Annotated in this window: 15 protein-coding genes; 7 read left to right on the top strand and 8 right to left on the bottom strand. The window is 61.7% G+C overall.

What is annotated here, in order from left to right:
• Positions 1–21: 21 nt before the first annotated feature.
• The 3 genes from DEIDE_RS08880 to DEIDE_RS08870 form a co-directional block, all read right to left on the bottom strand.
• Positions 22–1542: a tripartite tricarboxylate transporter permease gene (locus tag DEIDE_RS08880; protein WP_012693621.1), complete on the bottom strand. Its 1521-nt coding sequence runs from the start codon at positions 1540–1542 to the stop codon at positions 22–24.
• Positions 1543–2073, bottom strand: coding sequence for a tripartite tricarboxylate transporter TctB family protein (locus DEIDE_RS08875; protein ID WP_012693620.1), 531 nt, complete (start codon positions 2071–2073; stop codon positions 1543–1545).
• Between the two features lie 79 nt (positions 2074–2152).
• Positions 2153–3112, bottom strand: coding sequence for a Bug family tripartite tricarboxylate transporter substrate binding protein (locus DEIDE_RS08870; RefSeq protein ID WP_012693619.1), 960 nt, complete (start codon positions 3110–3112; stop codon positions 2153–2155).
• A gap of 207 nt (positions 3113–3319) precedes the next feature.
• Between DEIDE_RS08870 and DEIDE_RS08865 the strand changes: the two genes are divergently transcribed.
• From DEIDE_RS08865 to DEIDE_RS08855, 3 genes are all read left to right on the top strand, one after another.
• Positions 3320–4942 carry an ATP-binding protein gene (locus DEIDE_RS08865; RefSeq protein ID WP_012693618.1) on the top strand — a complete coding sequence of 541 codons (1623 nt, stop codon included), beginning with the start codon at positions 3320–3322 and terminating at the stop codon, positions 4940–4942.
• Positions 4939–5634 carry a response regulator gene (locus tag DEIDE_RS08860; RefSeq protein ID WP_012693617.1) on the top strand — a complete coding sequence of 232 codons (696 nt, stop codon included), beginning with the start codon at positions 4939–4941 and terminating at the stop codon, positions 5632–5634. The genes DEIDE_RS08865 and DEIDE_RS08860 overlap by 4 nt, the downstream gene beginning before the upstream one ends.
• A 68-nt stretch (positions 5635–5702) precedes the next feature.
• On the top strand, positions 5703–6608 hold the full coding sequence (locus tag DEIDE_RS08855; RefSeq protein WP_012693616.1) for a hypothetical protein: 906 nt from the start codon (positions 5703–5705) through the stop codon (positions 6606–6608).
• A gap of 558 nt (positions 6609–7166) precedes the next feature.
• On the opposite strand, the gene DEIDE_RS08850 is transcribed toward DEIDE_RS08855, so the two are convergent.
• Positions 7167–7415 (bottom strand): hypothetical protein, encoded by a 249-nt coding sequence (locus tag DEIDE_RS08850; RefSeq protein ID WP_012693615.1) that lies wholly within the window; start codon positions 7413–7415, stop codon positions 7167–7169.
• A gap of 610 nt (positions 7416–8025) precedes the next feature.
• Here DEIDE_RS08850 and DEIDE_RS19030 point away from each other — a divergent pair.
• Positions 8026–8262 carry a hypothetical protein gene (locus tag DEIDE_RS19030; protein WP_162485429.1) on the top strand — a complete coding sequence of 79 codons (237 nt, stop codon included), beginning with the start codon at positions 8026–8028 and terminating at the stop codon, positions 8260–8262.
• 383 nt (positions 8263–8645) lie between these two features.
• Here the strand turns inward: DEIDE_RS19030 and DEIDE_RS08845 are convergent, their stop codons facing one another.
• From DEIDE_RS08845 to DEIDE_RS08835, 3 genes are read right to left on the bottom strand one after another with little or no spacing between them, the layout of a single operon-like run.
• Positions 8646–9062: an inorganic pyrophosphatase gene (locus tag DEIDE_RS08845; RefSeq protein ID WP_012693613.1), complete on the bottom strand. Its 417-nt coding sequence runs from the start codon at positions 9060–9062 to the stop codon at positions 8646–8648.
• Positions 9062–9442: a hypothetical protein gene (locus tag DEIDE_RS08840; RefSeq protein ID WP_012693612.1), complete on the bottom strand. Its 381-nt coding sequence runs from the start codon at positions 9440–9442 to the stop codon at positions 9062–9064. The genes DEIDE_RS08845 and DEIDE_RS08840 overlap by 1 nt, the downstream gene beginning before the upstream one ends.
• 56 nt (positions 9443–9498) lie before the next feature.
• Positions 9499–10380, bottom strand: coding sequence for an alpha/beta hydrolase (locus DEIDE_RS08835; protein ID WP_162485428.1), 882 nt, complete (start codon positions 10378–10380; stop codon positions 9499–9501).
• A 630-nt stretch (positions 10381–11010) separates the two neighbouring features.
• Between DEIDE_RS08835 and DEIDE_RS19380 the strand changes: the two genes are divergently transcribed.
• The 3 genes from DEIDE_RS19380 to DEIDE_RS08825 all read left to right on the top strand — a co-directional run bounded on the left by DEIDE_RS19380 (position 11011) and on the right by DEIDE_RS08825 (position 12567).
• Positions 11011–11181, top strand: a complete 171-nt coding sequence (locus DEIDE_RS19380; protein ID WP_012693610.1) for a hypothetical protein — start codon at positions 11011–11013, stop codon at positions 11179–11181.
• 61 nt (positions 11182–11242) lie between these two features.
• Positions 11243–11908, top strand: a complete 666-nt coding sequence (gene sdaAB / locus DEIDE_RS08830; protein ID WP_012693609.1) for an L-serine ammonia-lyase, iron-sulfur-dependent subunit beta — start codon at positions 11243–11245, stop codon at positions 11906–11908.
• Between the two features lie 182 nt (positions 11909–12090).
• Positions 12091–12567, top strand: coding sequence for a WGxxGxxG-CTERM domain-containing protein (locus tag DEIDE_RS08825; RefSeq protein WP_049760458.1), 477 nt, complete (start codon positions 12091–12093; stop codon positions 12565–12567).
• Positions 12568–12658: 91 nt separating this feature from the next.
• Here the strand turns inward: DEIDE_RS08825 and DEIDE_RS08820 are convergent, their stop codons facing one another.
• Entirely contained in the window at positions 12659–13423 is a 765-nt protein-coding gene (locus DEIDE_RS08820) for an IclR family transcriptional regulator (protein WP_012693608.1), read from the bottom strand.
• Positions 13424–13489 lie beyond the last annotated feature (66 nt).

The following is a 13489-nucleotide window of genomic DNA, read 5'->3' as shown; positions in this document are numbered from 1 at the left end:
CGCCTCTGCTTGTACTTCTGTTTAGTCCACTTCGTCCGTGTGCCCACTGGTGCTGGCAGCCGGAGCACGGCGCATGCGCAGCAGGGCCGGGATGATCAGGACCGCCAGCGTGATGATGACCAGCGCCAGGGTCAGGGGCTGCGTGAACACCGCTGCGTAGTCTCCATTGGTCTGCTGAACAGCGGTGCGGAACTGACTTTCTGCGGCTGGCCCCAGGATCATGCCGATAATGGCCGGCGTGATCGGGAAGTCAAAGCGGCGCATCAGGTAGCCCAGTACACCCAGCAGGCCCAGCAGCACCAGATCGAACACGCTGTTGTTCAGGCTGTACACGCCCACCGTGGCAAACACCAGGATGCCGGCGTACAGAAATGGCCGCGGGATCAGCAGCAGCCGGGCCCAGACCCCCGCCAGCGGAAGGTTAAGCACCAGCAGCATGACGTTGCCGATGTACAGCGAGGCGATCAGGCCCCACACCAGATCCGGGCTGGTGACAAACAGCAGCGGACCGGGTTGCAGACCGTACTGCTGGAAGGCAGCCAGCAGGATGGCGGCCGTGGCGCTCGTGGGCAGGCCCAGGGTCAGCAGCGGCACCAGCACACCGGCGGCTGAAGCGTTGTTGGCCGCTTCTGGTCCCGCCACGCCTTCAATGGCGCCTTTGCCGAATTCCTCAGGGTGCTTGCTGAGTTTCTTTTCCGTCATGTAGGACAGGAAGGTAGGAATCTCGGCGCCCCCGGCTGGCAGTGCGCCGAAGGGAAAGCCCAGCGCGGTGCCCCGCAGCCACGGCTTCCAGCTGCGGCGCCAGTCCTCGCGGTTCATGTGTGCCCCCTTGGTCAGCGGGACCACGTCAGCCTTGCCCTTGCGGAACCGGGAGGCCACGTACAGGGTCTCTCCAATGGCGAACAAACCGACCACCACAGTCACGACGTCAATGCCGTCAAGCAGTTCCGGGAAGCCCAGGTCAAAGCGGGCCACGCCCGACTGGTTGTCGGTGCCCACCAACCCCAGGAACAGACCCAGGCCCAGACTGATCAATCCCCGCAGGGGGCTGCCAGCAAAGGTTGCACTGACGGTCGTGAAAGCCAGCAGAATAATTGCAAACTTGGCGCCAGGAGGAATCTGAAGGGCAATCTCGGCGACGGCCGGAGCAGCGAAAGTCAGCAGCAGCGTCCCGATGGTCCCTGCCACGAAAGAGCCGATGGCAGCCGTGGCCAGCGCTGCGGCGGCGCGTCCACGCCGGGCCATCTTGTTGCCTTCGAGCGCCGTGATGATTGAACTGGATTCGCCCGGGGTGTTCAGCAGGATGGACGTGGTGCTGCCGCCGAACATGCCGCCGTAGTAAATCCCCGCAAACATGATGAACGCACTGACCGGAGGCAGTTTGGCGGTCACCGGCAGCAGCAGCGCGACCGTCAGTGCCGGTCCGATACCAGGCAGCACGCCGACCAGCGTGCCCAGCGTGACGCCCAGCAGGGCCCACAGCAGATTGATAGGTGTCAGGGCAGTATCAAAGCCGGCCAGCAGGGAGGTGATGGCTTCCATTTACAGCACGCCCTTCAGGATGCCTGGCGGCAGTGTCAGACCCAGCCCGCGTGTAAAGACCAGATAGGTCACCAGCGCCAGCACCAGCGCTGCTGTCACCACCATGCCCAGCCGGCGCTCACCAAAAGCCCAGGCCACGCTGGTGAACATGATGGCTCCGGCAATGACAAAGCCCAGGGAGTTCAGCAGCACGGTCCCCAGCGCAAAGCCGCCCAGGATCGTCAGGGGGGAAATGTGGTTGACCGGCGCGTTGGGGTCGGTGTCTTCCTCGGTCGCCGGCTCGGCGCGGTCACCCCTCAATGCCCCCAGGGTCAGCAGAGCGCCCAGCCCGGTGAGCAGTGCACCCACAACCGTCGGAAACACCCCAGGACCGACCTGCACGTTGGCCCCCGTGGTGATGCTGCGTGCGCCCAACCACACGGTCAGGCCCAGCGCCAGGATGGCCAGGGCCACCACCAGATCTGGCACGCTCAGCTGCCGGCGCGCGGGCCGGGAAAACTTGGGGGACGGGGGTGGAACAGGTTCGGGCATAGGATCTCCAGCATAAGGGGCACATGGTGCATGGCGAAGGGGGCGGGATTGACTCCCGCCCCCAGTGACGGGGTAGCGCTTACTTGATCAGGCCGATGTCTTTGAGCACACCGTTGATGCGGCTCTGCTCGACCTTGAGGAACACGTCAAACTTGCTGCCGCTCATGTACAGGTTGGTCCAGTTGCGGGTTTTGAGGGTGTCCTGCCATTCCTTGGACTTCACGGCCTTGTCCAGGGCGGCAACCAGGGCGGCCTTGTCGCTGGCATTGATGCCAGGAGGGGCCACGATGCCGCGCCAGTTGGCCAGTTCAACGTTCAGGCCCTGTTCCTTGAAGGTGGGCACGTTGATGCCGGCCTGACGCTTGCCACTGCTGATGCCGATGGCCCGCAGGCGTCCGGCCTTGATCTGCTGCTCGAACTCGCCGTAGCCACTGACGCCAGCGCTGACCTGGTTGCCCAGCAGAGCCGCGACCGCTTCACCGCCGCCGCTGAACGGCACGTAGTTCATCTTCTTGGGGTCTATGCCAGCGGCCTTGGCCAGCAGGCCCACCACGATGTGGTCGGTGCCGCCGGCGCTGCCGCCAGCAAACGAGACCTTGCCGGGGTCAGCCCTCCAGGCCTTCACGAGGTCGTCCATGTTCTTGAAGGGGCTGCTGGCTGGAACCACGACCACTTCGTACTCGCCGGTCAGGCGGGCAATTGGGGTCACGCGGGAGAGGTCCACCTTGCTGTTGTTGGTTTTGATGGCGCCAACCATGACCAGACCCATGGTCATCAGGAGCTTGTCGTCGCCCTTGCTGTTGACCAGCTGGGCCAGGCCGATGGTGCCGCCGGCGCCGGGCACGTTGAACACCTGAACGGGCTTGATGATGCCCTCGTTCTGCAAAACGCTCTGCATGGCGCGGCTGGTTTGGTCCCAGCCACCGCCGGGAGCGGCCGGAGCCATGATGCGCAGGCCGGAAAGGTTCTGAGCCATGCCGGCAGGAGCAATGGTCAGCAGGGCACACAGGGTCAGGGCGGTTTTCTTGAGGTTCGTCATGTTGCCTCCAGGGCAGCTCAGTCCACTCCAGTCGAGTGGTCAGGAGTTGAATTGCGGTTGTCTGATACCTTACTCCTGCTTCTCAGGTGGATCAAGGGTTTTTTCCGTCTGGCAGGGCAAAATCTGCTGACGCAATGCACAAACGTGAACACAATGAACGCAACCATGTGTCGCGGCTGGCCGCACTTCTAGAATGAACAGCGTCGCATGAATATTCTGGGTGCCCTCAAAGGGCGGGGGCTGGGTCTGCAGGGCAGGATGGTGCGCTGGCACCTGCTGGTGCTGTGTGCCATGACCACCTTGCTGGTTGGGGTACAGACCTGGCAGTTCTACCGCGAGGCCCGGGAACGGATCGGGGAGCGGGCCGTAATTATCAGCCGGCTGGTCGCGCAGCTGCCTCTGGTCTACCAGGGTGCCGAACGTGGGGAACCCAACCCCGCGCTGAACACCCAGGTCAACGCCCTGCGTGACGAGGCCAAGGCGGACTTTATCGTGGTCGGCAACGCTCAGGGCATCCGGCTGGCGCATCCCGTTCCCGAGAGCCTGGGCCGCCCGATGATGGGCGGTGACAATGACGCGCCGCTTGCAGGCCGGGAGATTGTCAGCGTGGCGCGCGGCAGCCTGGGGCTCAGTGTGCGCGGCAAGGTGCCGATCTGGGCTGGTGGACGGGCGGGAACGCGGGTGGTGGGTGTGGTCAGTACGGGCTACCTGATGCCCCGGGCCTGGAATCTGGTTGCGCAGGCGCTGATCAGCCTGCTGCCGTGGTTTCTGCTGGCCATGGCCTTGGGCACGGCCGGGGCGGTCTGGGCCGCGCGGCGCCTGCGTGCCGAGATTCTGAACCTGGAACCCGAGCAGATTGCTGCGCTGGCCCAGCAGCAGCGCGCGGTTCTGGCGGCGCTGCGCGAGGGAGTCATTGCAGTGGACGGCACCGGGCAGGTTACGCTGGCCAGCCAGAGGGCCATCGAGTTGCTGGGACCGGTCTGCACTCCAGCGCCCCTGTCGGAGCTGTGGCCTGAACTTGCGGCCCTGACTGCCGGCGGCCTGAGTACACGCCAGCAGAACCTGGAATTGACCCTGCGCGGGCAGCCGGTGCTGGTGAATCTCGAACCGCTCAATGGCCAGAACGGGGCACCGGACGCCATGGGGGGCGGGTTTGTCTCGGGATTCCGTGACCGCGCTGAGGCGCTGGCGCTGGCCGATGAACTGACGCACGCACGTGGGTTTGTGGATGTGCTGCGTGCCCAGACGCATGAGTACCAGAACCGCCTGCATGTGCTCTCCGGGCTGTTGCAGCTGGGGCGCAGCGAGGAAGCCCTGAGGGTTCTGAACGCCGAGATCCAGGCGGATGCCCAGTTCCGCCAGTTGCTGCGAGACGTGCAGGTGCCCCGGCTGGTGGCCCTGCTGGCCGGCAAACGCGAGCGGGCGCAGGAGCTGGGCATCGACTTTCACGTGGCCGAGGGCAGCTGCCTGTCGCCGCTGTGGGAACGTCACGCTGACACGCTGGTCACCGCGGTGGGCAACCTCACCGAAAACGCCTTCGAGGCCCTGGCCGGTCAGCCCGGAGAAGTCACGGTGCTGATCGGCGAGGACCCTGAGGGCATGCAGGTCGAGGTTGAGGACAGCGGACCGGGCGTCCCTGCTGCTCTGGCCGAGACGCTGTTTACCCAGGGCGTAAGCAGCAAGGGTGAAGGCCGCGGGTATGGCCTGGCAGGTGTATGTGCGCGGATCCAGGCTCTGGGAGGAGCACTGCGCCATTCCCGGCGCGGCGGGCGCACGGTCTTTCAGGTGAGCCTTCCGGCACCTGGGGCGCGCAGCGGAGGAGGACCATGACCACGCGGGTTCGGATATTGCTTGTCGAGGACGATCTGCGGGTGGCCCGGGTCAACCGGGATCTGCTGGAACGTGACCCGGATGTTCATGTGGTCGGCAGTGCCGCCACCTGCGCCCAGGGTGACGCGCTGGCCCAGGCCCTGCAGCCGGACCTGATTCTGCTGGATGTTCACCTGCCGGACGGCAGCGGCCTGGGACTGCTGCGTCACTGGCGCTCGGCAGGGCGCACCACCGACGTGGCCCTGATCACCGCTGCCGATGACGAGAGCAGCGTGCGGCTGGCTCTGGCCCACGGCGCTTTCGACTACCTGATCAAGCCGTTTACGGGCCAGCGTCTGGCGGAACTGGTGGCCCGGCACCGCACAAGGCGCCTGAATGCAGCGGCCAGTGCCTCACGTGTGGATCAGGCGAGCCTGGACCGGCTGCTGGGCGTCACGCCGACGACGGCTGGGGTCCTGCCGCGCGGTATCGATCCGCATACTCTGGAACGAGTGGCGCAGGCACTGGCCGACACCGGTCAGGCAGTCAGTGCCGAAGAGATCGGCGACCGTGTGGGCCTGAGCCGGGTCACCGCCTGGCGGTACCTGGAGCATCTGGTGCGGGCTGGACAGGCGCAGCTCGACCACCAGTACGGGCAGGCGGGGCGGCCTGCCAAGCTGTACCGTCATTGCCCCCTCCCCCCAGAAGCCTGAACAGTTGCTCTAAACCAACTGTTCTTCAGATTCCGGCTGCCGTGCGGGTGTAAACCTACACTGATTTCGTGCTCCGATCCGTTTCCCTGCTCCTGGCGTCCGTACTCTGTATGGGCGCCGCAGGCTGCGCGCCCCGGATCATGACCGTGGCCGCTCCCCGCAGTGCGCCTCTGAATCTGGATGGTCCCGCTCCGGACGTGGTTGTGCTGGCTATGTCTGGCCGCTGCGGACCGCCCTGCCGTGCCCCGCGCGATAACCGTGATGTCCTGTCGGCCCGGGGGACCTTGGACGCTGTGGCAGATTCCATTGCTGCGGCTGGTTACCGCGTGCAGGTTGCTGGCTATGCGTCGCACCCTGGAGCGAACTTCTCGTCACCCTACGTGCAGCCGCAGCAGCGTGGATTTGGTGGCTTATGGGCGGATGTGCAACGGATGCGCTCTACCTGGCTGCGTGCTGTCCGCCCACCCAGGCTGGTGTTGCTGGGCCATTCACAGGGCGGCCCGTGGCTGCATTTTCTGTCACGGGTCACTCCGGAGGTGCCCTACGCGCTTCAAATAGATCTGGACAGTATCTGTGTGGCCTGGAAAGGTGATTTCACAGGGCTGATCGCGCAGAACCCACTTCCGGCAGAGCTGCCCAGCCCGCTGGCTGCCTGCGAGAACATGGATACCCCAGTAGGGCGGCGCAATGCCAAGGACATCGTGTGGCCCAACGTGGCGCGTAACCTTGAGGTACAGAGCAAACGTCTGCCGACGCGTCCCGGCGAGGCTGGAGGCGTCTACCTGAACTATCTGTTCGAGGTCACTCCGAACGTGCGTCCTGATGGCAGCACCACCGGTATTGAACGGTTCGTAGCCTGGAAAGAGGACCACAGCGCAGTGTCTGCGCCCGGCAGCGAGTCCCTGACCTGGGTGACCATCCGCACCAATGATCTGGCGCGACGTTGGAAGATTGAGGACCTCAGGCAGCGCTAGATCGTTGCTGGAACACGTGGCAGCATGGCATGTGCCGTAGGCCACGTCCTGAAGACTCAGCGTGTTGATCAGGCTGCCGCGGTGAGGGAAAGCCTTGCGAGCGCACCAGGATGAAATCGCACGGAGCAGAGCACTTTATTCCTTTGTCGGCATCCGATATCTGATCCGGATTAGGGTTGCTACTGCGTTGGAAACCCTATGTTGTGCCTTTTCCGTCTGAGGTCTCGTGCTCTTGCCATTCCTGCAACTTTGATACGGTCTGCCCTGACCTTGTCAGTAGCGGCTGTGCGCCGCTGCACTGGATCTGTGATTGGAGGAGTAGAGGGCACTCACGAGGCTGCGTGCCTGTCTGAGCTTAGGCCTGCCGTGTGTGCCAGACGATCGGGGTCACGCTGCGTGACCTTATTGCTACGTGACCCCATGTGCTGTGCTTATTGTCAGAGCCTGACCCTGGAGTGTGCATGACTCAGCCACTGCGTCACTCAGCCACTGCGTCCCGTGTCTCACCAAGGGGACCGGAAGTTTTACCTCAGAAACTGATGGTCGTCGCCAGCGCTCTCAGACGATGCCGACCCGCAGCCCAGCCTTGGCCATAGCGCGGGTCAGGTCAGTCAGTGTGACCGACTCGGCGTCATAGTGCACTTCAAGATTTCCCGCCATCCCCCCTTCAGCCTTCAGCACGCCGGGCTGCCGCGACATATACAGCGCGGCTTTGCGCCCCACTTCAGCGTCCACAGGGTCGCCGTTCTGGAGGCGGACATTGAGAAGCACACGGGTAGGGCGGGCAGGAGTGGAAGGGTCGCTCATGCTTCCCAGTCTGCCACCTCAAACTGTCTAAAGGTGAATGCCTCCTCACCCTTTGAACCAGCTTGATCATGAGCCTGAGCCGCACGATGGGGTCTGTAAGCTTTCACAGACAGCTGCTAAAGAGCTTACATGCGTGGTGGATCGCAATATATACAACTGTATAATTAAAATATGATCACGATTAATAATATGGGGAATTTATTGTGAAGTTGCCATATTTGCAAATTGGAAATAGGTTGCTGTCATAAGTAATTAATCTCGTAATTGTTAGTTTAACACTGTATTTTTGAAATTCGGTGATCAAAGTCGTGTCAACTACTTCATTTGCATATGACTTCAAGCTACGAACTCCAACACGGTAGAGACGAAGGGTTTGGCCTTCCTCAGCTGCTCCAGTGCTGAAGGGTGGCTTTGTCAGTTCTGATTTCGGATCAGGCCGTTGCTGCTGTCCGGGTGCCAGCCGAACAGCACCCGGACCCCGATCCTGGACAAGCGTATTTCTGCGGCCTGCTTCATACATTCGGCGTAGCACTGGCATGTGCGGTCTCAGGCACATCAGACGGCTATTGCGACCTCCTGGACCGGTGTTTTGCGTAGACACTACGTACGCATGACAGAACTCATTCCTTTCCGCTTCAGAGACGTCAACGGTGAGGCTGACTTCTGGAACTGTTCACCGGACGAAAAAGCGCTGACGGCGTCTTGCCCGGCGTCTGTCACCCATGACGAGTACAACTGGCGGCGTCAGGTGTCTGACGCACTGGCGCTTCAAGGCGGGTTTTGCCTGCTTATAAAACGATGTGTGGCTGGCGTGGGAAAGAGACGCTTTTATCCTCTCGAATTTTAGAAGTAGGAAGCCGCGTTGTGAATGGAGCGGCCCTTCAGTCAGGTCGTTGCGAGTTCGACTACTGCACATTCGCCAGGAGCTATACACATGACATTCGGTCTGGCAAGCCTCCTTAGTGGTTCAGCCCCCTGAGCTTTTCTGTACTCGATTGCTGCGCTTCAGGCCCAGTTCAGCTCTTGTGCGAGGGTACCAAGCGGCGCAGGGTCTGACACTGCATGACGCGGAGCCGCAACACATTGCATACTCTGCTTGATCAGAAACATCGTTGTTCCAGAAGGATGGCGGGAGCACTATGGGGTCATACCCAACGGCGTCCTTACAAAAGGCATGTGAATTCTCCGTCTACACATCATTGCAGCGTCCAGGGGTCGACATCGGCAGCCTCAGGTAGCTGATCTGGCAATCAGCCCGGTGGGGGCAGCAGGCAGATTTGCCAGCCAGGCTTGAGCTGCGCTGGCGTCCAGGAGGCGCGCTCCACGGCCCGGCGGAAACCATGCCAGAAGAGCTTCGACGCCTTCATCCAGAGGGCCGAACACCACTTTGTGGTCGCCGTCGTCCAGGTACAGCAGGCCAGTTGGGACATCTTCGATCTGATCTCCTGTTGTCCGGGGGACACCGAGCCACACGGCATCCGCCTCGGCATCATCGGCCGGGTTCCATACGCCCGGAAGACAACCATAATTGACGGGGGCAGGCAAGGTCTCGGTACGTAAGGGAATCACGCGGCCGGAACGCCAGACAAAGCGCTCCTTAGTGCCAGCTGTCCATTCCACCACGCCATTCCACGATTGACCCGCCATTATGGGCTGACCTCATACAGTTCTACCTGCCGCAGTACGATTCCTCCGAAAGACAGTACAGCGCGGTAAGCACCCTTGGCCGGTGCGTCAAGTCTGAAGACAGCTTCGCGTAATGCACTGTCCAGGTACACGCTGTCCGTCCCCAGCTCGCGGCTGCCATCGAACCATTGAACGGTCAGATAACCCGGCTCAAAACGTCCATGGATCTGCGCCCCCAGCTTGAGCTGCTGCTCCTCGCGTACCAGGGTCGCGTTGGTTATCCGTGCAGGCAGCCGGACTTCAGCCTGAGGAGGAATCAGCGGCACATAGTTGTACCGGCAGGCGCTGAGCGTGATGCACAGCGCGCTGGCCAGCAGGCCAGTCACAAGGCGGGAAGTCATGACTTCATTTTATGGTTAGGCTGTGAGAGGCCGCCTGATCCATAGTCCACTCCTGCTTAGCGGCGGTGAGTCTCGATAAAGTCGATTACCGCTTTCCTTGTACCTCCCAGGAAGGTCAGTGGACGTGCTATTGCCGCCATGATTGTCAGGTGGTTGACGCGGGGCAGCACTGTTCGCGTGACCGGAATGCCGGCACGCTTCAGGGCCGCTTCCATGTTCAAGGCGTTCTGCGGGTAGACCACAGAATCGTTCTCGGCCACCAGCAGCAGGTGCGGCGGAGCATCGGGTCGCACGTGGCGGTCAGGCATGATCTCGTCGGGCAGCCCGCCTTGCGGGAAGGCGCGGGCGCTCGAAAACTGCCGGAAATCGTAACTGTACGGTCCGGCAATCCCTATCACGCCGCGGATACTGCTGACCGGCACTCCCACCTCGCGCAACCAGCGTTCGTTGACCACAACCTCAACTGCATTGAAGCCTCCGGCCGAATGGCCCATGACAAATATGTTGTCGGGGCTGCCTCCAAGGCTCACGGACCGGTCACGCAACACCTTAAGCGCTGCTGCTGCGTCCTGCACGTAGCTGGGGTAGCGGTTTACCGGCGCCAGGCGGTAGTTCATGACGGCTGTCACGTAGCCAGCGCGGGCCAGGGACTCACCAGCGAAGCGGTGGCCTTCTTTGTCACCGCCCTCCCAGGAACCCCCATGAATAAACAGCACCGTTGGCGCCCCTTTAGCGTCCTGGGGGGAATAGATGTCCATAAAGTTTCGGGCGTCCGGGCCATAGCGGACGTTTGTACTGACATTCAGGCCGCTGGTGGACACAGTTCTGTTCAATACCGTCTGCGCGTCCTGCCCCGAGCAGGCTGCCAGCAACGGCGCAATCAGCAGGGTCAGAGGCAGACGCGATGAGCGGCGGGGGGAACGGCCGGGCAGAGACATGCTGATTACCATAGAGGTCCACAGCCCGCGCTGCCTGGCATACCCACCACACTCTGGCTTGAGATTCCTTTTACAGTGCTCTATGCGGGGACCAAGGATAGAGCAGCCCAGGTGACCCTTGCCCTCACGCGCAGTCCGTGGCCGGAACTCGACTTGAGGGCCAAGCCCTGAGTTTGCGGCTTCCTGTTTTGATGCCGCTGGGCCTGTCATACCGCTCAGAAACCGGTGAATAGCTTCCACTTCAACAGGACTGGATTCCAGGTGTGGCTGGACAGTACGTGGGGTGGGCGATACGAAAAAAGTCGAGCTCTGGATCTTCCTGCCGAGTTGACGTGGTCGAAGGTGTGTTGAAGTGAGGAGCGTGCCAAAGCTCTGGTGAGCGAGAAAGGGCAGGCCAGTTGTATATGGAAGGCTTGTGCTACCAACAGTGGTGCACGTTCTGGGGCCCACTTCTTTCGAGAAAGGTGTCAAGTTGGCGTGGCTGAATGGGTTTAACTTTGCGACGTTCTCCAAATCTGATCTGCATAGGCGGCGGCGCAACAGAAGGTTCAGCTTGTTTCACGGGTGGCATAAAGATTCACTGCGCATTTTCCTACCTGCGCTGCAGCAACTACAGAGCAAGCTGCTGACATGACCAATCCCAACCCGGAAAGCGGTGACGTAAACCAGACAGAGCAGATCAATGACGGAATGCAGGGTGCCGACGGCAGTGTCGATGCCAACGGTATGGACACTGCCGCCGATTCCCAGGAGAAGCTCGACGAGCTGCGTGAGAATCTGGGCACGCTGAACGACAGATAGCTTTTTTCGATTGTCTGTGGGGGCAGGACGCCAGTCGGCGGTCCTGCCTATACTTCTAATTATGTCTCTTCTCGACATGATTGGTCCGGTCATGATCGGGCCCAGCAGCAGCCATACCGCAGGCGCCTGCCGTCTGGGACTGGTGGCGCATCATCTGCTGGGCGAGGCCCCTCGTCAGGCGACTATCGGGTTGCATGCGTCGTTCGCCAAAACGGGGCGTGGGCACGGCACACACCTGGCCCTGATTGCCGGTCTGCTCGGTTTCTCACCTGATGATGCCCGTCTGCCACGGTCGTTTGAAGAAGCCAAGGAAGCTGGCCTCAATTTCGAATTTCGTGATGTCGACCTTGGGGATGTACATCCGAATACCGCCCATATAGCGGTCCGGTCTGAACGCCGTGAGGTTACCGTCCAGGGCAGTAGCACGGGTGGCGGCGTTATTCAGGTCACTCATGTTCAGGGTCTCGGCGTGAACTTTAGTGCGTCGAGTCCGACAGTATTGCTTTTGTATACCGACGCCGTTGGCATGATCGCGCGTATTGCCGCCACCATCGCTGCTGACGGCGTGAATATCGCCACGCTGACCTGTACACGTCAGGCCCGTGGAGGTCAGGCGTTGCTGGCGGTCGAACTTGACCAGCCCCTGAGTGTGGAGGCCCTGGCGTTTCTGAACCGCTGGCCTGACATGGGTTGGGTGCGTCTCCTCCCGAAACTGATGGACGGCTAGGACGCTGTTGCACGCGTGCAGCTGACATGATGGCTGGTTACCCACTGCATCCCCGTGGCAGGCATCTAGTGCTCAGCTTCATCCAAATTGTGTCTTACATGAGCATTAGTGCAGGATGAATTGATCCAGTTGTCACCGGGTTAAGACATCGACAGACCATACTTCGCCGCAGGAGGTTTCTAATGAAAACCCTGCTCGTCACCCTTGCACTGCTCTCAGCTCCCGTGGCTTACGCCCAGACCGACACCACCACACCAGAAACCGCGACAGAAACCACAACGGATGTCACAGGTACGGAAACGACCGGTACTGACACTACAGGTACTGATACAACCGGAACCGATACGGCCGGTACCGATGCGACGGATACGGACGCCATGGGCACCGACACCACTGAAACAGATGCCACCGATGCGACGGGCACGGAGACAACAGATACCACCGACGCCACCGAGACGACTGAAACCACCGAAACGACCGAAGCCACTGACACCGATGCTGCTACGACAACGTCGGGCACCACGGTTACAGAGACAGAGAACCGGTCTGGCTTTCCCTGGGGCCTGTTAGGGTTGCTTGGCCTGGCTGGTCTTGCTGGCCGCAACCGTGCAACCCACGCCCACACCACAACCCAGACAACCCAGACCCGCCGGCCCTGAGCGCAACCTTCGCGCAGGAAGCGTTTTATCGGGCCCGCCGCCTGGTGCTGGCTGATTACAGATAAATCTTTAAAAGACCGCCGCAGGTAACTCAGTGCTCTGAGTTGCCTGCGCGTATCGGTGCACGGTAACCCAGGTGCCAGCTCACTTCATCAGCGGCATCCCGAAGTGCACGGAGCAGCATGTCACTCTCGCGCAGCCTGGGGGTAGGCAGGCTGACGCCGAGGGCCGCCAGAACCACGCCATGCTCACCACGGATCGGCACAGCCAGACCGCCTGTTCCGTTGGCCCATTCGTCAGCGGTGACGGCATGTAAATGTTGGCGAATTGCGGTGGCCTCAGCGTCCCAGGCAGCTGCTGTGGTCACGGTGCGCTCCGTAAACACTGGAGCTGGATAGGGAAGTGGCCGCCCAGCCAGAGCCAGCAGCAGTTTGCCGCTGGCGGTGGCATGGGCCGGCAGCTCAAAATCCAGCTCTCCGGCAACAGGTGGCCCATCCCGGCCCTGTACCGATCTGGCCACGCAGAGCACCCGGGCACCGTCAAGTACGCACAAAAAGGCCAGCAGGTGGGTTCGGCGCGCAAGGCGTTCCATCGCTGCGTGGGCGGGGGGGTACCAGGGCAGGCTGCCGTACAGGGCACTCGACAGTTTCAGCAGCCGCCAGCCCAGCCGGTAGCGGCCTCGGCTCACCCGGGTCAGCAGACCAGTTTCGCAGAGGGTGGTTAATTGCTCATGCACCGTCGATGTGGGTTGTGCCACATGACGCGCCAGATCGCTGAGGGTCCACTCCGTATGATCGGCATCGAAGAGTTCAAGCAGCCGCACGGCATGTTCAACGGTGGCCAGGATGCGGGGCACAGGACAATCCTAGCCTGTTTCCGGAGTATCCGGAAACTTCCATTGTGGGGAGAGCAGTTGGGGCAG

The sequence above is a fragment of the Deinococcus deserti VCD115 genome, from assembly GCF_000020685.1.
In the GTDB taxonomy this organism is placed as follows: Bacteria; Deinococcota; Deinococci; order Deinococcales; family Deinococcaceae; genus Deinococcus; species Deinococcus deserti.
Note: the sequence above shows the minus strand (reverse complement) of the source record. Positions and strands in the feature narration are given on the sequence as shown.

Coding starts and splice junctions, on each gene's coding strand:
- DEIDE_RS08880 (WP_012693621.1), bottom strand. CDS start 1,542: ATGGAAGCCATCACCTCCCTGCTGGCCGGCTTTGATACTGCCCTGACA.
- DEIDE_RS08875 (WP_012693620.1), bottom strand. CDS start 2,073: ATGCCCGAACCTGTTCCACCCCCGTCCCCCAAGTTTTCCCGGCCCGCG.
- DEIDE_RS08870 (WP_012693619.1), bottom strand. CDS start 3,112: ATGACGAACCTCAAGAAAACCGCCCTGACCCTGTGTGCCCTGCTGACC.
- DEIDE_RS08865 (WP_012693618.1), top strand. CDS start 3,320: ATGAATATTCTGGGTGCCCTCAAAGGGCGGGGGCTGGGTCTGCAGGGC.
- DEIDE_RS08860 (WP_012693617.1), top strand. CDS start 4,939: ATGACCACGCGGGTTCGGATATTGCTTGTCGAGGACGATCTGCGGGTG.
- DEIDE_RS08850 (WP_012693615.1), bottom strand. CDS start 7,415: ATGAGCGACCCTTCCACTCCTGCCCGCCCTACCCGTGTGCTTCTCAAT.
- DEIDE_RS19030 (WP_162485429.1), top strand. CDS start 8,026: ATGACAGAACTCATTCCTTTCCGCTTCAGAGACGTCAACGGTGAGGCT.
- DEIDE_RS08845 (WP_012693613.1), bottom strand. CDS start 9,062: ATGGCGGGTCAATCGTGGAATGGCGTGGTGGAATGGACAGCTGGCACT.
- DEIDE_RS08840 (WP_012693612.1), bottom strand. CDS start 9,442: ATGACTTCCCGCCTTGTGACTGGCCTGCTGGCCAGCGCGCTGTGCATC.
- DEIDE_RS08835 (WP_162485428.1), bottom strand. CDS start 10,380: ATGTCTCTGCCCGGCCGTTCCCCCCGCCGCTCATCGCGTCTGCCTCTG.
- DEIDE_RS19380 (WP_012693610.1), top strand. CDS start 11,011: ATGACCAATCCCAACCCGGAAAGCGGTGACGTAAACCAGACAGAGCAG.
- sdaAB (WP_012693609.1), top strand. CDS start 11,243: ATGTCTCTTCTCGACATGATTGGTCCGGTCATGATCGGGCCCAGCAGC.
- DEIDE_RS08825 (WP_049760458.1), top strand. CDS start 12,091: ATGAAAACCCTGCTCGTCACCCTTGCACTGCTCTCAGCTCCCGTGGCT.